Genomic DNA, 20,664 nt, shown 5'->3' on the forward strand with positions numbered 1-20,664 from the left:
TCGAGCGCACCCCGGCGCTCGCGCCAAACCGCAACGGGCATGTATCGGCACAGGCGGCAAAAAGCGGCACTAGCCGCGCAAGCGTCACAAGCGGCACAAAAGCCGCACGGCCGCCGCGCCGGCCCGGTCGTCAGGCGGCTTCGAGAATCGGTTCGAGGATTTCGGCGCAGATCATCGCGGCCGCATTCGACGGTGCCGGCCGCTCGGCGGGCTTGAATACCGCGTCGCCGCGGCGAATCTTGCGATGCGACACCGCGCAAGTCCCCGAGGTATGCGCCGACCTGCGCCGCCAGCGTTGCTCGCCATAGTGGCAGCGTCCAGGCTCAACCCAGCGGATGACCAGCGTCGTGTCGGAGCTCTCGAGAATTTCGATGCGCACGCCATTGGTAGCGTCAAGAAGGATGGACTCTACGGTCATCATCGGCTCCGTATTGTGGAGTGCCGAATGTAGACTGGCGCGCGCCCAAGAGCCATTGTGCCGCGGTTGAAACTCTGTTCTCTAAACAGAAATAATCGTAAGCCAGTCGTACGATTGGTTGAAATGACGGACGTTGGATGCTTTTTTATGTAATTTTTTAATAGTGTGAATTTTTGCAACGCTGTATTGCCGTCAATGCGACGATGCGGCCACCCGCAAGGAGCGCCGGCGCTTCCTTTAAGATGTGAGGGTCGATGGGGGACCGAGCCGCCAGTTTAGCGGGTTTGAAATTTTCAGGTCGGCTCGCGCGCACCCCCTCAGGAAAACCAGAGTTCACATGATTTCAAGGCCACCCGCAGTACCTCCTCCTGCTCCCGATGCGTCGTCGCCCACTCCGGAGCGTCTGAAAAAACAGAAGGCCGCCTCGCTCGTGCTGTATAGCGGGCTCGTGCTGCTCGCGCTGTGGGTCGTGCGCGATTTCATCGTGGCGGTCGCGTGGGCGGGCGTCGTCGCGATCGCGCTGTGGCCGCTGCTGCACCGGGTGGCGGGCAGCCGCTGGTTCAAGGGGCGCATGACGCTGCTCGCCGCCGTATTTACCGTCGTGATCGCGCTGCTCGTGCTGCTGCCGGTCGGGCTCGGCGTCGCCCAGGCGCTGCACGAGGCGCGCGAACTGAGCGACTGGTTCCGCGGCGTCCAGGAGCGCGGCATCGCGCTGCCGGGTTTCGTCGAGCGCCTGCCGTTCGGCGCGCAGCAGATCGCCGCGTGGTGGCAGGCCAATCTCGCGCAGCCGCTGCGCGATTCCGCCGCGATCAAGGGGCTGCACAGCGGCACGGTGATGACGCTCGGCCGCCATTTCGGCGCGCGCGCCGTGCATGCGGCGATGGTGTTCGGCTTCACGCTCGTTACGCTGTTCGTGATTGTCCAGGCGGGGCCGCGTCTGTCGGGCTCGCTGCTGAAGGCCGTGCGGCGCGGTTTCGGCGAGAGCGGCGCGAACCTCGTCCAGCACATGGCGACCGCCGTGCGCGGCACGGTGGCGGGGCTGGTCGTGGTGGGGCTCGGCGAGGGCCTGCTGCTCGGCGTCGCCTATTTCGTGACCGGCCTGCCGCATGCGGCGCTGCTCGGCTTCGTCACGGCGATCGCCGCGATGCTGCCGTTCTGCGCGCCGATCACGTTCGGCCTCGCGGCGCTGTGGCTGCTTGCGCAAGGCTCGGTTGCCGGCGCGATCGGGCTCGCCGTATTCGGCTCGATCGTCGTGTTCGTCGCCGAGCATTTCGTGCGGCCGGTGCTGATCGGCAACTCGACGCGCCTGCCGTTCCTGCTCGTGCTGTTCGGCATCCTCGGCGGGGCGGAGACGTTCGGGCTGCTCGGCATTTTCATCGGCCCCGCGCTGATGACGGTGCTGATGGTGCTGTGGACCGATCTCGTGCAGTAGCGCGTGTTTTGCGCGCCGGGCTGCCCGCGAACCGGACGGCCCGGCGCGCGGTCCGCTGTTCGCGCCGCGCCGGCGCGCGGCTCAAGGCCGATGCGTCGATGGGTGATCGAGCGGACGCTCGACCGGCGGCGGTTTCACGCTCACGCAGCCGAGCGTGTATTTGAGCGCGGCGGGCAGCAGCGCGCTCCATACGTCCCACGTATGCCCGCCGTCGATGATGCGCAGCGCCGCCGGATTGCCCGCGAGCCGCAGATGGGTGTACAGCACCGAGGCGTCGGCTTGGATGTCGAGGTCGTCGTCGCCGGATGCGATGAACATCGGCAGGCGGTACGGCCGGCTCATATAGCGGTCCCACTGCGCCGGATAGTTGAGCTCGTGCCAGATGCGCGGATCGAACTGCCGCTCGCCGAACACGCCGACGCGCCGCGCCGCCGACGCGCGCGGCGGCTCGTTGGCATAGATTGCGGGGCTCAGCAGCAGCGCGCCGCAGAACAGCTCCGGCTGCGTGAGCGCGTAGCGCAGCGCGCCGAAGCCGCCCATCGAGACGCCGCCGATCATCCGGCCGCTACGCTGCGTCGCGACCGCGTAGTGCGTTTCGATCTCGGGCAGCAGATCGTCGAAGAACGCGGTCTCCATCTTTTCCTTGCGGTCGACGTACCAGTCCGTGCCGCCTTGCGGCATCACGATCACGACGGGCGGGATGTCCTTGCGCTCGATCAGCGTGTCGGCCGTGCCTTGCAGATGGCCTTGGGTGAGCCAGTCGTTGGCGTCGCCGTTATTGCCGTGCAGCAGGTAGAGCACCGGCAGGCGCGGGCCGTCCGAGCGATAGACGCCAGGCAGATAGATCGTGTAGTTCCAGTCGCGGCCGAGCGTATTCGAATGGAAGCTGCGGTTCGCGACCATGCTCGCGAACGCCGGCGTGCCGACAGCGACGGAAAGCACAACGAGAGCGAGGCTAAAGAGTCGACGCATGTCAGGGTGGGAGACCGGCGCGCGGTTCGCGCGCCGGCCGTCATGCTATCAGCATTGGTACCGGATTTGAGGCGGATGCGAGGCGTGTCGATCTACGTCCGACGCGGCTGGCGCGCTCAGGACGACGTGCCGAGCCGCGTCGCGACGAGCCGGCCGACATAGCGCTTGAGCGGCTCGACGCCAAGCCCGACCGCGAACAGCGCGCCGACGGCCGCCGCATCGGCGAGCAGGCCGAGCGGATAGTTCAGATAGCCGTCGGTGGCGGCATACAGCACCGAGTCGATCACGAGCGAAATCACCGCGCCGGCGATAAAGCACAGCAAGCCCTGACGTCCGATCAGGCCGATCCACGGCAGCCGGCGGGCGAGCTTTTTCGCCCAGCCGAGCTGGATCAGATTCGCGGTGAGCCACGCGATCGCGAGGAAGTTGCCGGCGCGCAGGTAGGACAGGTTCTGCTTGAGGCTGCCGGGCAGCGGCGCATGCTCGAGAACGAGCTTGTAGTAGGCGGCGCCCGCGACCACCGCGAGCGCGCACAGGCTGACGAGCCAGCCGAGCCGGTGCGCGCTTACGCGCTGATAAACCGGCTGGCAGCGCGCGAGCACGCCGAGCACGAACATCAGCTGCCACGCGAACGGGTTGAAGTCCCAGTGCATGTCGGGTGCCGAGGGCAGGTATTGGCCGATCGCCGGGGCGCCGGCCCACAGCGCGACGCTGCCGGCGAGCAGCAGCCACGGCTGGCGGCGCGCGAGCGGCAGGATGGCCGGTACGAGCAGCGCGAAGAACGCATACATCGGCAGCACCGAGGCGAGATATGGCTGGCGGCGCAGCAGCAGGATGTCGCGCAGCGCGGCGAGCGGGGTGTCGATGAGGTCGTCGAGGTCGGTGGTGGCGAGATTCGGCCCGTCGATGCTGAATGCGGTGAGCACCGCGCTCACGAGCAGCATGAGCCCGGCGGTGACGAGAAACGCGCGGTAGATCTCGAACGAGCGCCGCAGGAAGCGGCCGCGCGCGATCGTTTCGCTGCGCCGCTCGGCGAGTGCGGCATAGGCCGTGGCGGTCGCGAAGCCGCCGAGGAACACGAACACTTCGGCGGCATCGCACAGCGCATACGCATGCAGCGTGACGCGCGACAGAATGCTGCCGCCAATATGATCGACGACGATGATCAGCAGCACGAGTCCGCGGAAAAAGTCGAGTTCGATCAGACGGGACGAGGATTGTTGCATTGTTTGCGTCAAAAGCAGCCCCGTGAGACGGCCACGCTGATCCAGCGGGGCGGGTGTCTCACACGGCGTTTTTAGTATGGGGTGGGGTGTCGCGGCGGGCTGCGCTCTTCATGCGCCCAGTCCGCGCCCCGCGTTGCCGCGCTCGACCGGCGGCGGAGCGCCGTGTCAACGGACTGTAAACCTGACCCCCGGTGCGGCGCGGAGTTCCGCTGCGTCGCAGCAAAGGCGCCCGATTATATTTCTTTCTGTGACAAAGCTGTTGGGAACGGTACGGCGCCATGCGGATTACCGCATCGGCGGCCCCTTATCGGCGACTCATCTTCGCCGTGCTCACGCGCCACGCGCGCCGTCGCTTACCCGAACCCCGCTGACGAAAAAAGGGGCAAGCGCACCGAGTGGAGAATTAGCAACATTCTCGATCATCGGCGCTTCCTCTCATGGACGGCCAGCCGCCGTCGTGTGACGATTTCCGGAACGCGCAGGTGAACGGAGCAGTCGGCAGAACTGCCCGGGGCATCGAGAACAAGCATCAATCAAGAACAAAGCGACCGGATCGAGTTGTCCTGTTACTCGAAGTGCAGGGAGATCATCATGAACAGGCAAGTGTTCGCGCTGGCTGTCTCCATTGCTGCGTCCGCCGCTTTCGTCGTGCCTGCGCGCGCGCAAACCAGCGTCACGCTCTATGGCGTGATCGACGAAGGCATCAACTACACCAACAATGCCGGCCGCGGCCATGTCTACGAACTGGCGAGCGGGCTGGCGCAGGGCAGCCGCTGGGGCCTCAGGGGTTTCGAGGAACTGGGCGGCGGTCTCAAGGCAATCTTCCAGCTTGAAAACGGCTTCGACCTGAATTCCGGACGGCTCGAACAGGGCGGCCGCCTGTTTGGCCGCCAGGCGTTCGTCGGCCTGAGTTCGGTGCCGTACGGCACGTTGACGTTCGGCCGTCAGTACGATTCGGTCGTCGACTATCTGGCGCAGACCACGGCCAACGGCAGTTGGGCCGGCGAGCTGTTCTCGCACCCGTACGACAACGACAACACCGACAACACGTTCCGCCTCGACAACACGGTCAAGTACACGAGCCCGTCGATTGGCGGCTTCCAGTTCGGCGGCACCTACAGCTTCAGCAACGACACCGGCTTCGCGAACAATCGCGCCTACAGTTTCGGCGGGCAGTACGCGTATGGCGGCCTGCTCGTCGCGGCGGCGTATCTGCAGGCCGACAACCCGGGCAACGGCTCGAACGGCGCGATCACCGCCAACGACGCCGGTTTCGTCGCGACGCGCATGCGCGTGTTCGGCGGCGGCATGACCTATACGTTCGGCCCGGCGACGGCCGGCTTCGTCTACAGCAACTCGAACTATCTCGGTCCGACCGGCAACGGCTATCTCGGCATCGCGCCGCTCGTGCCGCTGGTTCCCGTGACGCCGCCGGGCGTGCTGCTGAACTCGCTCAAATATCAGAACTTCGAGGTGAACGGCAAGTATCAGATTTCGCCGATGCTGTTCGTCGGCGCGCAGTACGTCTACACGATGGAAACCTACGACGCGTCGAACGGCGGCGTGAAGCCGCGCATCCATACGTTCGGGCTGATGGCGGATTACAACCTGTCCAAGCGCACTGACGTTTATCTGCAGGGCGAGTATCAGCAACTGACGGGCGACTCCACGCTGTCGATTCTCGACTACGCGTTTATTCCGGGCACGCAGTCGCCCTCGTCGACGTCGAAGCAGGTCGTCGTGCGCGCGGCTATCCGGCATAAGTTCTAGCGTTTTCACGCTGCGCGTTATTGGTTGGTGTAACGCGGTTTTTTCTTTTGCCTTTTCCGCCAGGGCGCGAGGTTGCCGGAGCCTGGCGGTTTTGTTTGCGGCGAGCAGGCGCAGCGAAATCTCTATTTCTGTCTTGTCTTTATCTCCTTATTCCTTATTTCTATCCCTGGACCGGGCGCGGGTCCGCTCTTTTAACGGCGCGTATTTCACCCCGGTCCGCAGCCGCGATGCCCGGCAATTCAAGTTCCGGGCATGCCTGCCGATATGACAAATGTTAAATAAACGCGAATCGCTCACCGGACGGCGGCGTTTCCGCTTCCAGCCGCGTCGGCTATCCGCTTCCGCCGAATCGGCAGGCCATGGGCGGGAATCCGGCTGGTAACGGTTGTATCAGAGTGTTCGAAGCGGGGCGTTTTCGTTAAAAGTCACTTTACAATTTCGCCGGAATTTTGATCGGCAATCCGGTCCCGATCCGATCTGTTTCGCTGGAGTTGCGCGGTTTTGATGTCTGGAGTCCGGACATGACCGGCCTTCGGCAGCGATTGGAACGGGCCGGCCGGGCATGGGATGAACGCCGTACGAGGCGGTCTCGCCGTGCCGCAGATGAGGCCGCGCGGCACGAGATCGCGCGCAGCGCTGCGGCATGGCGACATCCGGTCCGTCCATGAACAAGGCAGGAGTCGAACAGGATGAAAAAACGTTTCGACAGAACGAGACTGGCCAGTCTCGCCGGCGTGTGGGTCGCGCTGGCAGTCAGCGGTTGTGCGAACGTCGGGCAGCAGAACGCGCAGAACGGCGCGGCGTCGGGTGCGACGGCCGCCTCCGGCGTGCCGGCGGCGAATACGGCGGTAACGGGCGTGGCGGCCGATGGCGCGGCGTCTGCGGCGCTGACCATCGACGCCAACCAGAGCACGTCGCTGAAAAAAGCGCCGCCGCTCGTTTATCGCGTCAAGCATGGCGACACGCTCGCGCGCATCGCGCAGCATCATCATGTGAGCGTCAGGCAGTTGCAGGCGTGGAATGGCATGAAGCCGTCGTCGCGGTTGAGGCCGGGGCAGGTGCTGCATGTCGCGTCGCCGGAAACGGTGGGGGCGGTGAAGCAGGCTAATGCGGCGGCTGCGAGGTCCGCGGCGGGTGTGGCGTCGGCGGGGGCGGCGCTGCCGCAAACGTCGGCGCAGGCTTCGGCGCAAGCCTCTGCTCAGGCGCTAGCGCAGTCCGCAGCGCCGGTTCCCGATGCCGCCGAGGTCCGCGAAGTCACGCAGGAGACGCGCCGGCACGCGAGCAGCGTGACGCTCGCATGGCCTGCGTCGGGCAGCGTCGTCGAAGCGTTCCAGCCGGGCGAAACGCGCGGTATCGAAATCGGCGGCAAGCCCGGCGACCCGGTGCGCGCTGCCGCCGACGGCAAGGTCATGTATGCGGGCACGGGACTGAACGGCTACGGCAGTCTCATCATCGTGCAGCACAACAAGGACTTTCTGACGGCGTACTCGCATAACCGCAAGCTGCTGGTCAAGATGGGCGACGTCGTGCGCAAGGGACAGCAGATTGCCGAAATGGGCGACGAAAGCAACTCGCGGGTGTCGGTGGGTTTCGAGGTGCGCCACGACGGCAAGCCGGTCGATCCGTTGCCGTATCTGCCGCAGGCGCGCGGTTAGCGTCGAGTCTGTTGTTGTATCGGCTTTCGCTATGCCAGACATGGCGAAAGCCTGTTAGCCGCTCGCCGCAACCGGCTTCGAACGCTTCCCGCAAAAGCTCACCCTGGTTTTAGTCAGCAAAGCCAGGTAATTTCCTTGCACGGCGCAGGCACGAAAGCGTTTGATCGAGCGAACCGTGGTGGCGCGCGCCCGCATTCTTGCGAATCGAACGAGGAATGCCTTCGAGCAAGGTGTATTTGTGCCGGAGATAGAAGGCAATCCAGGCTATTCGCCACCCAGACATCATTCGCGTGCAACCGTCATGCGGCGAATGAAACACGTATTCACGACCCGACGCCGCTCCTGCAACGGTGAGGAAATACAGGAGCCGGCCGTGCGTTCGTCATCAGGTCATTCGCGATCACGCACCATCGCGCGAATCGACAGGTGAAGCAACGGGCAAAGCAACGCGCCGATCAAACCCGTCAAACGCGTGCCTCAAACACACGACTCCCGTCCGATACGCTGCCGGGAACAACCCGGCAATCACACGGCCGCAGCCGCACCTACTTCGCCTGCACGCCGCGCAGCAATTGCGCCACCTGGCCGTGGTAATGCAGGATCGCCGGATCGGCCTGCAACAACGGCAGATAACGCGGCAGAAACGCATTGTTCGGCTGATCGGGCGAGAACAGGCCGACCACGGCTTCCGCGGCCGCAAGGCGGTCGCCCGCATCGGCTTCCTCGTCGTCGAGAATTTCGTCGACGCTCGCGATCACCGTCGAAAGCGGCGTGAGCCAGCGAACCCCCGAGCCGTTGATGAGCACCTGCAGAAACGCCGCCGGCGTCACCGGGCCGAATTCTTTTTCGTACGCCGCGCGCTCGTGATCGAGAATCGCCTTGTGCAGCGCAAGCAGCGGCTTGCGAATGTCCGCGAGGAATTGAGTGCATTGCGGGTCGTTCATCGGCGGCTCCTTCGGATCGGTTGGCTCGACGCAATAGCGCGTCGCAATACGCATCACGGGCGGCGTCACGATACCGCGCGCCGCTTCCCGCTCTAACGCTAGCAGGTAGATGCGTCGATGGTAACGCATTGATTGCATCCCGTTGCCGGGCGTGGGTCCGTGCCTCGGCATGGGCTTCGAGACAGGCATCGGGACAAGCATCGGCATGGGCTTCGATATAGGCATCGGGACATGTATCGCAGCCTATATCGAGATACGTCTCGGAATTGATGCGCGATACTTGCGCACGAGGCGCGCTGCACACCTGCGAAGCAAACTTCGTTTCTCACGACTACAATCAGCCGGACTGTTAGCGGCACATGCTTCATCAGGACCGACCAGCATCGCGTGATTAGCCCGGCGTGTCGAACAAACGCGGCGAGTCTTTGCGTTCCGATGCGGTGCCGCTGTCTAAACAGTATGAATAAGCAGCCTGAATAAACAGCCTGAATCCCACACTATAAATTCCACCGGAGCCGCGCATGACAACGTTCAATATCAACGGCCAAACCCATACCGTCGACGCACCCCCTGACATGCCCCTGCTGTGGGTCTTGCGCGATCTCGTTGGCCTGACCGGCACCAAGTTCGGTTGCGGCATCGCTCAATGCGGCGCATGCACCGTGCATCTCGACGGCGTTGCGGTGCGCTCGTGCGTGTTCCCGGCGGCCGCCGTCGGCGAGCGCAAGGTCGTCACGATCGAAGCGGTTGGCGGCACGCCGGCAGGACAGAAAGTGCAGGAGGCCTGGCGCGAACTCGACGTCGTGCAATGCGGCTACTGTCAGTCGGGGCAGGTGATGTCGGCCGCCTCGCTGCTCGCGAGCAATCCCAACCCGAGCGACGCCGACATCGACGCCGCGATGGCCGGCAACATCTGCCGCTGCGGGACCTACAACCGCATCCGCGCGGCGATCAAGCATGCCGCGAAGGGAGCCTGACATGTCCCAGGGATTGCTCGATGCACAGAACGGCGCGCAGCCGTCGAACGACGATACGCAGCCCGCGCGCGGCATCTCGCGGCGCAGCTTCCTCAAATTCGGCGTGACGGTCGGCGCCGCGGCCGGCGGCGGTCTGCTACTCGGCTTCAGCATGCCGGCTTCGAGCCAGGATCAGAAGACCGGCAAGAGCGTGATCGGCGGCGACGCGAACGAGGCGCCGCAAAGCGGCGTGTTCGCGCCGAACGCGTTCATCCAGATCGACACCGCGGGCAAGGTCACGCTCGTGATGCCGAAGGTCGAGATGGGCCAGGGCGTCTATACGTCGATTCCGATGCTGATCGCCGAAGAACTCGAAGTGCCGCTCGACGCGGTCACGCTCGATCACGCGCCGCCCAACGAAAAGCTCTTCGGCGACCCGCTGCTCGGCGGCCAGCTCACGGGCGGCTCCACGTCGATCCGTTTCGCGTGGGAGCCGATGCGCCGCGCGGGCGCGACCGCGCGCGTGATGCTCGTCAACGCGGCCGCGCGGCAATGGCAGGTCGATCCGGCCAGTTGCCACGCGCAGGCGGGCCATGTGATTCACGCGGCCAGCAAGCGCAGCGCGAGCTATGGTCAGCTTGCGCAGGCCGCGTCCGCGCTGCCGGTTCCGCAGAACGTGCCGCTCAAGGAGCCGAAGGATTTCAGGCTGATCGGCACGCCCGCGAAGCGGCTCGATTCGCCCGAGAAAGTGGACGGCACCGCGCTGTTCGGGCTCGACGTGCGCCTGCCCGGCATGGTCTACGCGGCGATCGCGAATTGCCCGGTGTTCGGCGGCACGCTCGCGAGCGTCGACGATACGCATGCGAAGACGATCCCCGGCGTGCGCGAGATCATCAAGGTCGACAACGCGGTGGCGGTGATCGGCGACCACACATGGGCTGCCAAGCGCGGCGTGCAGGCGCTCGACATCAAATGGAACGAGGGCGCGGGCGCACAGGTGTCGATGAAGACGATCGTCGACGATCTCGCGGCGGCCTCGCAACGCAGCGGCGCGGTCGCGCGCAAGGAAGGCGACGTGGGCCGCGCGTTCGGCGATGCGAAGTCGCGCGTCGATGCGGTCTACCAGCAGCCGTTTCTCGCGCACGCGACGATGGAGCCGGTCAACTGCACGGTCCACGTGCGCGCCGATGCGTGCGAAATCTGGCTCGGCTCGCAGGTGCCGACGCGCGTCGTCGATGCGGCGGTGGCCGTCACCGGTTTGCCCGCCGACAGGATCATCGTGCACAACCATCTGATCGGCGGCGGCTTCGGCCGGCGGCTCGAAACCGATATGGTCACGCAGGCGGTCAAGGTCGCCAAACAGGTGTCGGCGCCCGTGAAGGTGCTGTGGACTCGCGAGGAAGACATCCAGCACGACATGTACCGGCCGTACTACTACGACACGATCTCGGCCGGACTCGATGCGAACGGCAAGCCGGTCGCGTGGCAGCATCGCATTGCCGGCTCGTCGATCATGGCGCGCTTCGCGCCGCCCGCGTTCAGGAACGGGCTCGATCCCGACGCGGTGGAAGTTGCCGCCGATCTGCCGTACGACCTGCCGAACCAGCTCGTCGATTACGTGCGCGAGGAACCGCACGCGGTGCCCACTGCGTTCTGGCGCGGCGTCGGGCCGACGCGCGGCACGTTCGTGGTGGAGAGCTTCATCGACGAACTCGCCGCGCACGCGAAGATCGATCCGGTGCAGTACCGGCGCAGCCTGCTCGGCAAATCGCCGCGCGCGCTGAACGTGCTCGATACCGCCGCGCAGGCCGCGAACTGGGGCAGCGCGCTGCCACAAGGGCAGGGGCGCGGCGTCTCGGTCATGCATGCGTTCGGCAGCTTCTTCTCGATCGTCGTCGACGTCGCCGTCGACCAGGGCGAGGTGTCCGTCAAGCGCATCACGTGTGCGGTCGATTGCGGCATGGTCGTCAATCCGAACACGATCGAGGCGCAGGTGCAGGGCGGCATCATCTTCGGCATCACGGCGGCGCTTTATAGCGAGATCACGATCAAGGACGGCCGCGTCGAGCAGAACAACTTCACCGACTACCGGATGCTGCGCATCAACGAGACACCGCCAATCGACGTGCATATCGTGAAGAGCGGCGAGGCGCCCGGCGGCATCGGCGAGCCGGGCACGGCGGCGCTCGCGCCCGCGCTGGCCAATGCGATCTACGCGGCCACCGGCAAGCGGCTGCGGCAGTTGCCGGTGGGCCGTCAACTGCAAAGCGCGTGACGCCAAGGAGCCCGACATGAAAATCACTTTGAAGGGTCTTGGCGCGGCGTTGTGCGTCGCGTTGCCGTTGCTCGCGCAGGTGCCGGCCAATGCGGCAACGGCGGCGGTAACGTCAATGGCAGCTACGTCATCGGCCGATCAGGCGCTCGTGCTGCGCGGCGCCTATCTCGCGCAGCTCGGCGATTGCGCGGCCTGTCACACGGCGCCGAAGGGCAAGCCGTTCGCGGGCGGTCTGCCGATGAACACGCCGATGGGCCGCATCTACACCACCAACATCACGCCCGACGCGCAGACCGGCATCGGTGGCTACACGGAAGGCGACTTCGTGCGAGCACTGCGCGAAGGCGTCGCGCAGGACGGCCACAACCTGTATCCGGCGATGCCGTATCCGTCCTATGCGAAGGTCAACGACGACGACGCGAAGGCGCTTTACGCGTTCTTCATGCACGGCGTCGCACCGGTGCAACAGGCGAACCGGGAGCCAGACATCAAGTGGCCGTTGAACATGCGCTGGCCGCTGAAGCTCTGGAACATGGTGTTTCTGGAAAAGAGCGCCTATCGCGACAAGCCGGGCAAGGACGTAGCGTGGAATCGCGGCGCGTATCTCGTGCAGGGGCTCGGGCATTGCGGCTCCTGCCATACGCCGCGCGGCGTCGCGTTCCAGGAGAGCGCGCTCGACGAAAGCGGCAGCGGCTTCCTGAGCGGCGCGCTGCTCGACGGCTGGTTCGCGTCGAACCTGACCGGCGAGCACAACGAGGGGCTCGGGCGCTGGAGCGACGAGGATCTGCGCACCTTTCTGAAGACCGGTGCGAATCGCCATGCGACGGCGTTCGGCGCGATGACGAGCGTAATCAACAACAGCACGCAAGGCATGACCGACACCGACATCGCGGCGGTTTCGACGTATCTGAAGTCGTTGCCGCCGGCGGGCGGCAGCGGCGCGCCGCCTTATACGTACGATGCCCAAGCGACCAAAGTATCGCTCGATCGTCCCGCCAACGATGCCGGCGCGCGCGTCTATACGGCATATTGCATGCACTGCCACGGCGTCGACGGACAGGGCTTCGCGCCGATGCTCGCGCCGCTCGCGGGCAATCCGAACGTGCTCGCGAAGGACGCGTCGTCGCTCATCAACGTAACGTTGAACGGTACCGGCGATCTGGTGATCGACGGCGTGCCGTCGCCGTTCCCGATGCCCAGTTTCGCGGCGGTGCTGAGCGACCAGCAGATCGCCGACGTCCTGAGCTTCGTGCGCGCGGGCTGGAACAACGGTGCACCGGCAGTGGGCGCGGCCGAGGTCGCGAAGCTGCGCAAGTCGACGCAGGCGGCGCGCTGATCGCCAGAGTGAGGGACGTGGCGGTCAGGTGAGGCGGGCCGCTTCACATGCCGCCCGCTCCCGACTCATGGCGCGCGTGGCGCCGCTGGCGCACTCGACGGGCGCAACGTGCCTGATGCACCGCACGGTGCACCCCGCAGCGCACGCCACGGCGCACCCCGCACCGATCAAGGCGCGAACGACAGAAACAGATACGCCGCGAACAGCGACAGATGCACGGCGCCTTGCAGGATCGTCGTGCGTCCGGTGCTGAGCGTCAGCGTGCCGACCACGAGCGTGAGCGCGAGCAGTACCATTTCCTTGCCGTTGATGCCGAGCACGATAGGCTGGCCGATGTACAGGAACACGCCGGCCACGGTCGGAATGGTCAGGCCGATGCTCGCGAGTGCCGAGCCGAGCGCGAGGTTCAGACTGGTCTGCAGGCGATCGCCGCGCGCCGCGCGCAGCGCTGCAAGCCCTTCGGGCAACAGCACCAGCGCTGCGATCACGATCCCGACCACGGCCGGCGGCGCGCCCGCGTTGAGCACCGCGGATTCGACGACCGGCGACAACACCTTCGCGAGCAGCACCACGGCGACGAGGCTCACGACCAGCAGCGCGCCGCTGATCGCCGCGAGGCGCGCGCTCGGCGGCTCGGCGTGAACGTCTTCGTCGGGCACGCCGGCGAGGAAGTAATCGCGATGGCGCACGGTCTGCACGAACACGAACACGCCATACAGCACGAGCGACGAAGCGCCCGCGAACGCCAGTTGCGACGGCGACAGGACCGGACCCGCGCTCGTGGTCGTGAAGTTCGGCATGACGAGCGTCAGCACCGACAGCGACGCGAGCACCGCGAGCGCGGCCGCCGCGCCGCGGCTCTGGAAGTCCTGTTCGAGATGGCGAATGCCGCCCACCAGCAGACACAGTCCGACGATCCCGTTGCAGACGATCATCACGGCCGCGAACACGGTGTCGCGCGCAAGTCCTGCTTTTTCGGGACCGGACGTGAGCATGACCGAGACGATCAGCGCGACTTCGATCACGGTGACGGCAACGGCGAGCACGAGCGTGCCGAACGGTTCGCCGACGCGATGCGCGACCACTTCCGCATGGTGCACGGCGGCGAACACCGCCGCGCACAGCGCCACGCCGACCAGCGAGAGCAGCAGCGCATTGCCGGGAAGCGCATAGGCGGCGCCGAGCACGATCCAGCCGACGAATGGCACGACAACGGTCCAGCGCGGTAAAACGGTCGTGGGTGAGGTCATTCGGGCTTCCTTTTGACGCGGGTGGATGACGGGGCGAAGCGGCATCGCCGGATTTTCACTGTGCTCGGCAAAGCTGAAGCAATATCTTAATAAAGCGCTTCAAGCCATTAAATTATAAGGGATCGTGTTGCCTGGGCCGAGCATGGTCGCACGGCTGAGCGCGCAATGGAGCGGACGCGGCGCAGCCATGGACGCAGGGTGCCGCCCAGTGGGAAATCATTGTGCCGTGGAAGGACTGCTCGTGCGTTACAGCATGCGCCGGGCGTTGCAAACAGGATGGCGGACGCACCGTCGAAGCGCACCGCTGGACTCGAAAACGGCTGGAACGGGCGGGGCGGATATTAACCTTAGCCGGCAAGGCTGCCGCGAACGGCGTGCCGGGCCCGCGACAAACAGCAGGCCGGCGTCGATGCGGTTCGGACATCGGCGCCGGCGTGTTTGTCTACCTCTACGGCGACTTCTCTTACTGGCCGATTGCGCGGATCGTCAGCGCGTTGCGCACCGACGTCACGCCTGCCACGCTCTTCGCGGCCGTCGTCGCGAGATCGACCTGCGCTGCCTCGGGCACCGAGCCGGCCAGCGTGATGTCGCCACCGCGTGCGCGCACGGTGATGTTGCTGACCGTCAGGCCCTTGGTGTGCGCGAGCGCCGCACGGATCTTGCGCTGCATCGCGCGGTTAGCCTGGCGGGTCTGCTTGGCGGTCGGCGCCGAGGCCGCTGCTGCCGCGGGTGCTGCCGCCGAGGCCGCTGCGTCGTTGTTTTGCGCGTATGCATTGAGGGAGGCCAGAACGACCAGCGCGCCGCCGATCACCTTCATTGCCGGAAATGCTTTCATGCGAGTTCTCCTGTTGTCGTAGGTACATCGTTCCCGAATGGGGACACCGGTCACACCAATGGGTACAGCGGGATTCGATCCGGATGGAACGGGTACGGCCGCCGCGCAAATGCTTTGAGCCGGATGGCCGGGCTGGGCAGCCCGCGCGGCGCACGGGCCCGAACAGGCTGGATGCCAGCCCGAAGGCACACAATACAACAATTAGTGCCATGTTGACCTCGTGCGGCCCCGATGGGCCGAGAAAATGAGGCTTTGACACAACGGATCGGCCGGGCGGCGCGCCGCCATGGCGGCGGGGCGTTGGACCTGCGGGCGGTTTTCCCCCATGCTGCAAGCTCCTCGCGACACGTTTCAGGACGACGGCATCCATGCGAACCGCGCCTCTTCCGATCCGGCCGCTGCGCCGCGACGATCTGCCCGTCGACACGGTCGAACTCGCGCGCTTCATGGTCGGCAAATATCTCGTGCACGACCTGCCCGAGGGGCGTATGAGCGGCCGCATCGTCGAGACCGAGGCGTACCCGCTCGGCGATTCGACGAGTCATGCGTTTATCGGCCGCCGTCCGTACAACGGTTCGATGTTTCTCGCGCGCGGCCATGCGTATGTGCGGCTGACCTATGGTGTCTCCTACATGCTCAACATGTCCGCCGAGGCCGAGGAGGTCGGCGCTGGCATCTTGCTGCGCGCGATCGAGCCGCTCGAAGGACTCCCGCTGATGGAAGCGCGCCGCCCCGGCGTGCCGCTGCGCGATCTCGCGCGCGGACCCGGCCGGCTGACGACGGCACTCGGCATCGGCCAGGCGTTCGACGGCCGCGATCTCTGCACGGGGCGAGGGTTGTGGATCGGTGTGATGGAGAGCGGCGACGCGCCGATCGGCGTGACGACGCGCATCGGACTGTCGCGCGAGATGCATCGGCCGCTGCGGTTTTTCGAACCGGGCAGCGCGTTCGTTAGCGGTCCGCGCAAGTTGCTGTTGATCCCGCATTCGGGCGCATGAAATTACCGGACGCGCGGGCACCGGTTCCGGCCGATCAGGCGGCGCGCGCCGGCAAAACTTCCTCAGATCAGACGTATTGCGGAAACATCAGACGCAAACACCCGGTTTCCAGTCATTATTGCTACGCGGCTCATGTTCTCGCACAGGTTCCAGTCAATTCGAAATCATTGTTGCGACGAAAACAATTATCTATCTCGAAATTAAGGGTTTTCCCTCGAAAGCGTGATGACTAGACTGAAGTCAATCGCTTCCACGACAGCGTGGCGAGGCGAGGCAGACAAAACCAGATTGGAGGTAGGTCATCATGAAATCGCTCTTCAAGGCAGTTGCCATTGCAGCCTTTCTCGCCGCACCGGTCGTTTCGTTCGCTCAATCGGGCGACCAGCCCGTCACCCGCGCGCAAGTGCGCAGCGAACTGATCCAGCTGGAACACGCGGGCTATAACCCGGTGACGTCGAACGACTCGAACTATCCCCAAGACGTGCAAGCCGCCGAACAGCGCGTGCAAGCGCAAAACCCGGCTCTCGCGCAGACGCAGACCCAGCCGGTCGCCGATACGAGCGGCTATGGCGCGCCGGCGAGCGGTTCGTCGCAGTCGGGCGCCGCGCTTCAGACGACGGGTGGCCCGCACGGCATCTATTTCGGTAACTGATTGGGCAACTCATGGATTGGATGCGTGGCGGCGGTGCGCGCACGGGGCCGGCGAACATGGCCTGTGTCCTCGCGAATGATCCCTGCCGGAGTGTGTGCGACTCGTTTTTGAGCGCTGCGCCTCAAGCCTGGTCGTTGCCGTAGACCCGGCCCAAAGCCGGCGCTCCGTCGAGCGGACAGCACGACGCGTGCGCATCGCGACCCGCGCGGCGCACACAGTCTCGACCACGAAGTGTTCCAGTCCAGCGCAACGCACGTACGAGCTACCCGGCGTGCCGTTCGTGCGTTGTGTTCCTGTTTGAAGGAACCTCCGCTGCCGCAAGGTAGCTTGGCCCAGGCTTTTCGAGGTTTGGGCTTTTTTTGCGTTCGCGCCGAGGTTCGCTTCGGTGCCTGACTTCGTTATGACCTCAAGGCCGTTCGCCGTGAATATAGAACTCGAGTTGCTGAATCGTGAACTGCTGTTCCGCGATGATGTTCTTCACGAGGTCGCCGATCGACACCATGCCGATGAGGCGTTCGTTCTCGATCACCGGCAGATGGCGCATGCGCCGCTCGGTCATCAGCGCCATGCATTCCTCGGTCGTCTGGCTGGGGCGCACGAAGCGCACCGCCTTGCTCATGATGTCGCGCACCGGCGTCTCCTTCGACGAGCGATCCATCAGCACCACCTTGCGCGCATAGTCGCGCTCCGTGACGATGCCGGCGATGCTGTCGCCGTCCGTCACCACCAGCGCGCCGATGCCCTTTTCGGCCATCAGCCGGACCGCCTCGTAGACAGAATCGTCGGCGCCGATCGTATAGACGCCGGTGTTGTTCGGTTTCGTTTTAAGAAGTTGTGCAACGCTTGTCATGGAGCGGCTCCGTTTCGCAATGCAGCACGCCGAACTGGCGCGCCGTCGTGAGGGACAGGCCATTCCAGTATAGGCCCGACGCACCGCGGCGGTACACCGGGAATACGTGTGGCGGGTCACACGATGCACGGCGGACCGGCGCGGCAAGCGCGTGCGCGGATGCAGGCGTGCGCGTCCCGCTGGCGGTCTCGCTGCCTCTTCTGCGGGCGCGCCGCCGTGCCGCCGCGCGATGCCGCTTCGGGTCGCGTCCCGCGGTTGCGAAGGGGCATCCGCGTATGTCATGCGGATTAGCGGTAAACTCGCAGTCCACACCTTATCCCCGGCTCGTTCGGGTTCATGTCAGCACCACTGTTTAACGCCATGCTCACGTCTCACGATCCATCGCCCGCAGCGGACGGCGTCATCACCAGCGAATGCGTCGTTCTCGACGCCACCGCCACGCTTCCCACGCGCTACGGCACGTTCACTTCCTATGTGTTTCGCGTGGTCGACAGCGGCGCCGAACATCTCGCGCTCGTGATGGGCGATGTCGCCAACAAGTCGTCCGTGTTGACGCGCCTGCATTCGGAATGTCTCACCGGCGACGTGCTCGGCTCCTATCGCTGCGACTGCGGCGAGCAACTCGACCTCGCGCTGCGCTATATCGCGGCTGAAGGCTGCGGCGTGCTGCTCTATCTGCGCGGACATGAAGGGCGCGGCATCGGCCTGTCGAACAAGATTCGCGCGTATGCGCTGCAGGAGCAGGGACGCGATACGGTCGAAGCCAACCTCGATCTCGGCCTGCCCGACGATTCACGCGAATACGATTCGGCCGCGGGCATTCTGCGCACGCTCAAGGTCACGTCGGTGCGGCTCATGAGCAACAATCCGGAGAAGTTCCACACGCTGTCGAAGCATGGCATTCCGGTGTGCGAGCGTGTTGCGCTGGCGATTCCGATGCGCGAGGAGAACGAGCGTTATATTCGTACGAAGCAGGTTAAGTTTGGGCATTACTTCGAGGAGAACGAGTAGTTTAGGGTTGCATAGCGATGGCCCGCTTTGATTTACCTGCGCCGGGGAGCGACAACCTTTCACGCATCGCCACGACACCATCCACCCGGAAGGGTGATCTGCCAGCCAGGCAGTTTGCGCGTATGGCAGTCGATCGCCAGGGCCAGCGTCGCTCAACCGTCACGGCTATTTACATAGGAGCAGAGGAGTACGGGCTTTGTCCGCATTGGTATGCTTCTGTCTCGGCCCGACTTCGGGTGTAACGGTTGTCGGAACTCCAGTACATATGCGTCGTCACCGACAGCCGCCATTCGATCTTTGAACGATCGGCAAGGCTCAATCCATCACTTTGAAAATGAATATGGCCTGTCAGTATCGCTGACGGCATCTGCGTGACCGCATTGAGCGGAAACGCCGTCTCCAGGATGGTTCGGGAGACTAACAGCAGAATTGACTTCCTAACAGTATGGAATAATGCCGTGGCAGGCAGGAATCAGGGAGGCCTTCGATCCTGGAGCCAGGCGTCAAACCCGGCATAGACCTGCGGGCAGAATAAAGATGCCTTCGTCCCCGCCGGGCGCCAGGCCGGAATGAAGCTAAGCGCAATGGCGAACATCCGCCTCCGTCTCTAACAGAACGAGGAGTGACGCATGCCCGATTCAACCGACGCAAAGCGCACCAAAGCGGCCACGCCCGCCGCCGACCCAGGCACACTCGCGACACAGGAAGATCCGTCCATGCTGTTTGCGGGGCGCGGCGCATCCGCCAGGCGCGTCGAGGCGGGCAAGGCGGCGCGCAGCAAGGTGCCGCGCGAGAAGCTTGCGGAATGCAAGGTGACGGATCGCGATCCCATCGCGCTGCTCGACGCGTCCAACGCCGGCCGCGTGACCGAGCTGATACCGATCCGCTACGGGCGGATGGTCGCGAATCCGTTCGCGTTCTATCGCGGTGCCGCGCCGTTGATGGCGCACGATCTGTCGAAGCTGCCGCATTCGGATGTGATCGTGCAATTGGGCGGCGACGCGCATCTCGCCAACTTCGGCTTGTTTGCCAGCCCGGAGCGGCGCATTCTCTTCGGCCCCAACGACTTCGACGAAACGCTGCCGGGTCCGTTCGACTGGGACGTGCGCCGGCTGGCCACCTCATTCGTGATTGCCGCACGCGAACGCGGTTTCGCGCAGCGTGACCAGCGCGGTGTGGTGCGCCGGCTATGCGAGACCTTCCGGCAGCAGATCGCCGAATTCAGCCGGATGGACACGCTCGATATCTGGTATGCCCAGTTCAACTCGGACAACATGCTGGCCATTGCCGATTCGGCGCAGGAGCGGCAGAAAGAGCAGGCCGTTATCGACAAGGCGAAGCAGCAGTCATCGCGTTCCGTGGTGAATCATGCAACCGAGCTCGTGAACGGCAAGCTGCGCATCAAGGATCAGCCGCCGCTCGTGTATCACGTGCCGTTTGAAAGCCCGCACGAGAACAAGCAGTACGACGCGATGGTGCGGCGCTTCTTCGCCGACTACCGGTTGACGCTTCCCGACGACCGCCGCACGCTGTTCGATCGCTATGAACTGGTGGATGTCGCGATTCGAGTGGTCGGCATCGGGTCCGTGGGAACGCGTTGCTACGAAGCGCTATTCATGGCCGATGGACAATGCCCGCTGTTCCTGCAACTCAAGGAAGCGCGGGCTTCCGTGCTGGAGGGCTATCTGCCGCCGAGCCGTTATCCCAATCACGGTCAGCGCGTGGTGAACGGGCAGCGCCTGCTGCAGTCGGCCAGCGACATCTTTCTTGGCTGGTCGAAGATGCGTCACACAGGCAACGACTTCTACGTGCGGCAATTGCGCGACATGAAGGGCGCATTCGACTTTACGACTTTCGATGTCGAAGATCTCGGCGAGTATGCGGTGTCCTGCGCTCACGCGCTGGCGCATTCGATGGCGAAAGCGGGGGACCCTGCGTTGCTCAGCGGATATGTCGGCAAGTCGGATGCATTCGACGAAGCGATCGTGCAATTCGCGCTCGCTTACGCGGACCAGAATGAAGCTGACTGGACGGTTTTGAAATCGGCCGTCAAGGCGGGACGCATTCAGGTCATTCGGGAATGA

At 64.8% G+C, this 20,664-nt stretch carries 17 protein-coding genes; 10 read left to right on the forward strand and 7 right to left on the reverse strand.

Features of this window, described 5'->3' with window-relative positions; translation table 11 throughout:
- Positions 1-130: 130 nt before the first annotated feature.
- On the reverse strand, positions 131-418 hold the full coding sequence (locus GXB81_RS04210; protein ID WP_167049255.1) for a DUF3331 domain-containing protein: 288 nt from the start codon (positions 416-418) through the stop codon (positions 131-133).
- A 337-nt stretch (positions 419-755) separates the two neighbouring features.
- Between GXB81_RS04210 and GXB81_RS04215 the strand changes: the two genes are divergently transcribed.
- On the forward strand, positions 756-1,850 hold the full coding sequence (locus GXB81_RS04215) for an AI-2E family transporter (protein WP_167049155.1): 1,095 nt from the start codon (positions 756-758) through the stop codon (positions 1,848-1,850).
- Between the two features lie 81 nt (positions 1,851-1,931).
- On the opposite strand, the gene GXB81_RS04220 is transcribed toward GXB81_RS04215, so the two are convergent.
- Both GXB81_RS04220 and GXB81_RS04225 read right to left on the reverse strand, forming a co-directional pair.
- The gene (locus tag GXB81_RS04220) at positions 1,932-2,822 is read right to left on the reverse strand and encodes an alpha/beta hydrolase-fold protein (protein WP_205988462.1); all 891 of its coding nucleotides are present in this window, start codon (positions 2,820-2,822) and stop codon (positions 1,932-1,934) included.
- Between the two features lie 116 nt (positions 2,823-2,938).
- On the reverse strand, positions 2,939-4,048 hold the full coding sequence (locus tag GXB81_RS04225) for an OpgC domain-containing protein (RefSeq protein WP_167283049.1): 1,110 nt from the start codon (positions 4,046-4,048) through the stop codon (positions 2,939-2,941).
- A 591-nt stretch (positions 4,049-4,639) separates the two neighbouring features.
- Between GXB81_RS04225 and GXB81_RS04230 the strand changes: the two genes are divergently transcribed.
- Entirely contained in the window at positions 4,640-5,818 is a 1,179-nt protein-coding gene (locus tag GXB81_RS04230; RefSeq protein WP_205988463.1) for a porin, read from the forward strand.
- Between the two features lie 689 nt (positions 5,819-6,507).
- Complete coding sequence (locus GXB81_RS04235; RefSeq protein ID WP_205988464.1) at positions 6,508-7,473, forward strand: peptidoglycan DD-metalloendopeptidase family protein; 966 nt, start codon at positions 6,508-6,510, stop codon at positions 7,471-7,473.
- A gap of 545 nt (positions 7,474-8,018) precedes the next feature.
- Here the strand turns inward: GXB81_RS04235 and GXB81_RS04240 are convergent.
- A complete protein-coding gene (locus GXB81_RS04240; protein ID WP_205988514.1) occupies positions 8,019-8,417 on the reverse strand; it encodes a hypothetical protein in 399 nt (132 codons plus the stop codon).
- 521 nt (positions 8,418-8,938) lie between these two features.
- Here GXB81_RS04240 and GXB81_RS04245 point away from each other — a divergent pair.
- Genes GXB81_RS04245 through GXB81_RS04255 form a run of 3 tightly spaced genes read left to right on the forward strand, consistent with a single transcriptional unit; the run spans position 8,939 to position 12,984 of the window.
- Positions 8,939-9,394, forward strand: coding sequence for a (2Fe-2S)-binding protein (locus GXB81_RS04245; RefSeq protein ID WP_167283043.1), 456 nt, complete (start codon positions 8,939-8,941; stop codon positions 9,392-9,394).
- Between the two features lies 1 nt (position 9,395).
- On the forward strand, positions 9,396-11,648 hold the full coding sequence (locus tag GXB81_RS04250) for a xanthine dehydrogenase family protein molybdopterin-binding subunit (protein ID WP_205988465.1): 2,253 nt from the start codon (positions 9,396-9,398) through the stop codon (positions 11,646-11,648).
- A 16-nt stretch (positions 11,649-11,664) separates the two neighbouring features.
- Positions 11,665-12,984: a cytochrome c gene (locus tag GXB81_RS04255; RefSeq protein WP_205988466.1), complete on the forward strand. Its 1,320-nt coding sequence runs from the start codon at positions 11,665-11,667 to the stop codon at positions 12,982-12,984.
- Between the two features lie 167 nt (positions 12,985-13,151).
- Here the strand turns inward: GXB81_RS04255 and GXB81_RS04260 are convergent, their stop codons facing one another.
- Positions 13,152-14,234, reverse strand: a complete 1,083-nt coding sequence (locus tag GXB81_RS04260; protein ID WP_167049171.1) for an ionic transporter y4hA — start codon at positions 14,232-14,234, stop codon at positions 13,152-13,154.
- A gap of 463 nt (positions 14,235-14,697) precedes the next feature.
- Positions 14,698-15,069: a BON domain-containing protein gene (locus GXB81_RS04265; protein WP_167049174.1), complete on the reverse strand. Its 372-nt coding sequence runs from the start codon at positions 15,067-15,069 to the stop codon at positions 14,698-14,700.
- Between the two features lie 368 nt (positions 15,070-15,437).
- Here GXB81_RS04265 and GXB81_RS04270 point away from each other — a divergent pair, with 368 nt between their 5' ends.
- Positions 15,438-16,067, forward strand: a complete 630-nt coding sequence (locus tag GXB81_RS04270; RefSeq protein ID WP_167049176.1) for a DNA-3-methyladenine glycosylase — start codon at positions 15,438-15,440, stop codon at positions 16,065-16,067.
- 304 nt (positions 16,068-16,371) lie between these two features.
- Positions 16,372-16,719, forward strand: coding sequence for a DUF4148 domain-containing protein (locus tag GXB81_RS04275; protein WP_167283037.1), 348 nt, complete (start codon positions 16,372-16,374; stop codon positions 16,717-16,719).
- Between the two features lie 406 nt (positions 16,720-17,125).
- Here the strand turns inward: GXB81_RS04275 and GXB81_RS04280 are convergent, their stop codons facing one another.
- Entirely contained in the window at positions 17,126-17,569 is a 444-nt protein-coding gene (locus GXB81_RS04280) for a CBS domain-containing protein (protein WP_167283035.1), read from the reverse strand.
- Between the two features lie 360 nt (positions 17,570-17,929).
- Here GXB81_RS04280 and ribA point away from each other — a divergent pair, with 360 nt between their 5' ends.
- Both ribA and GXB81_RS04290 read left to right on the forward strand, forming a co-directional pair.
- Positions 17,930-18,580, forward strand: coding sequence for a GTP cyclohydrolase II (ribA, locus tag GXB81_RS04285; RefSeq protein ID WP_167283076.1), 651 nt, complete (start codon positions 17,930-17,932; stop codon positions 18,578-18,580).
- Positions 18,581-19,209: 629 nt separating this feature from the next.
- On the forward strand, positions 19,210-20,664 hold the full coding sequence (locus GXB81_RS04290; RefSeq protein WP_167283033.1) for a DUF2252 domain-containing protein: 1,455 nt from the start codon (positions 19,210-19,212) through the stop codon (positions 20,662-20,664).

The organism is Paraburkholderia sp. Ac-20336 (assembly GCF_017105025.1).
GTDB lineage: Bacteria > Pseudomonadota > Gammaproteobacteria > Burkholderiales > Burkholderiaceae > Paraburkholderia.

Coding starts and splice junctions, on each gene's coding strand:
- GXB81_RS04240 (WP_205988514.1), bottom strand. CDS start 8,417: ATGAACGACCCGCAATGCACTCAATTCCTCGCGGACATTCGCAAGCCG.
- GXB81_RS04210 (WP_167049255.1), bottom strand. CDS start 418: ATGACCGTAGAGTCCATCCTTCTTGACGCTACCAATGGCGTGCGCATC.
- GXB81_RS04215 (WP_167049155.1), top strand. CDS start 756: ATGATTTCAAGGCCACCCGCAGTACCTCCTCCTGCTCCCGATGCGTCG.
- GXB81_RS04290 (WP_167283033.1), top strand. CDS start 19,210: ATGCCCGATTCAACCGACGCAAAGCGCACCAAAGCGGCCACGCCCGCC.
- GXB81_RS04220 (WP_205988462.1), bottom strand. CDS start 2,822: ATGCGTCGACTCTTTAGCCTCGCTCTCGTTGTGCTTTCCGTCGCTGTC.
- GXB81_RS04245 (WP_167283043.1), top strand. CDS start 8,939: ATGACAACGTTCAATATCAACGGCCAAACCCATACCGTCGACGCACCC.
- GXB81_RS04230 (WP_205988463.1), top strand. CDS start 4,640: ATGAACAGGCAAGTGTTCGCGCTGGCTGTCTCCATTGCTGCGTCCGCC.
- GXB81_RS04250 (WP_205988465.1), top strand. CDS start 9,396: ATGTCCCAGGGATTGCTCGATGCACAGAACGGCGCGCAGCCGTCGAAC.
- GXB81_RS04260 (WP_167049171.1), bottom strand. CDS start 14,234: ATGACCTCACCCACGACCGTTTTACCGCGCTGGACCGTTGTCGTGCCA.
- GXB81_RS04280 (WP_167283035.1), bottom strand. CDS start 17,569: ATGACAAGCGTTGCACAACTTCTTAAAACGAAACCGAACAACACCGGC.
- GXB81_RS04275 (WP_167283037.1), top strand. CDS start 16,372: ATGAAATCGCTCTTCAAGGCAGTTGCCATTGCAGCCTTTCTCGCCGCA.
- GXB81_RS04270 (WP_167049176.1), top strand. CDS start 15,438: ATGCGAACCGCGCCTCTTCCGATCCGGCCGCTGCGCCGCGACGATCTG.
- ribA (WP_167283076.1), top strand. CDS start 17,930: ATGCTCACGTCTCACGATCCATCGCCCGCAGCGGACGGCGTCATCACC.
- GXB81_RS04225 (WP_167283049.1), bottom strand. CDS start 4,048: ATGCAACAATCCTCGTCCCGTCTGATCGAACTCGACTTTTTCCGCGGA.
- GXB81_RS04255 (WP_205988466.1), top strand. CDS start 11,665: ATGAAAATCACTTTGAAGGGTCTTGGCGCGGCGTTGTGCGTCGCGTTG.
- GXB81_RS04235 (WP_205988464.1), top strand. CDS start 6,508: ATGAAAAAACGTTTCGACAGAACGAGACTGGCCAGTCTCGCCGGCGTG.
- GXB81_RS04265 (WP_167049174.1), bottom strand. CDS start 15,069: ATGAAAGCATTTCCGGCAATGAAGGTGATCGGCGGCGCGCTGGTCGTT.